Origin of the sequence: Bartonella mastomydis, from assembly GCF_900185775.1 — a bacterium.
GTDB lineage: Bacteria > Pseudomonadota > Alphaproteobacteria > Rhizobiales > Rhizobiaceae > Bartonella > Bartonella elizabethae.
In genome coordinates, this window is sequence record NZ_LT883138.1 from 1 (window position 1) to 764 (window position 764).

Annotated in this window: 1 pseudogene; it reads left to right on the forward strand. The window is 43.2% G+C overall.

Annotated elements, in window-relative coordinates:
* Positions 1-764: pseudogene (locus tag FJG96_RS08835) on the forward strand (Vomp family autotransporter); the annotation flags it as partial.

Genomic DNA, 764 nt, shown 5'->3' on the forward strand with positions numbered 1-764 from the left:
CAGTTGAATCAGACGTTAGCGGCTTATTTAGGAGGAGGCGCGAGCTATCAGGGAGGACAATGGACAGCACCTCAATTCCAAATAACGCAGTTCAAGAGTGATGGCAGTTCTTCAGAGAGTAAGAGCTATGATAATGTAGCTGGTGCATTTGAAGGGGTTAATGGAAGTTTGTCAGGTATTAACGATCGGATTAATAATGTAGCGCAGAATGTTACCTCGAACAGTTTGAATTGGAATGATGATTTAGGAGGCTATGATGGTCGTCATGATGGTAAGGACAGTAAGATTACGCATGTAGAGGATGGAGATGTAGCGAAAGGTTCGAAGGAAGTTGTGAATGGGGGTCAGCTTTGGAAGACGGAGCAGAAAGTATCAGCGGTTGAGAAGCGTGTAGATGGTATTGACAAGCAGGTACAAGATATTGCGCTAGCAACGGATGGCTCAGTTAAGTATGATAAGGACGAGGCTGGTAATAAGACGAACAAAATCACATTAGTTGGAGGCAATGAAAGTGATCCTGTATTGATAGATAATGTAGCGGAAGGTCGGATTGAGAGTGGTTCGAAGGAAGCGATCAATGGCGGTCAATTGCATGATTACACGGAACAGCAGATGAAGCTAGTTCTTGAAGATGCGAAGAAGTATACGGATGAACATGTTACTGATATAGTCAACAATGGTGTTAGTGAGTCCAAAGCTTATACAGATATGAAGTTTGAGACGTTAAATTATGCCGTTGAGGATGTCCGCAAGGAAGCAAGACA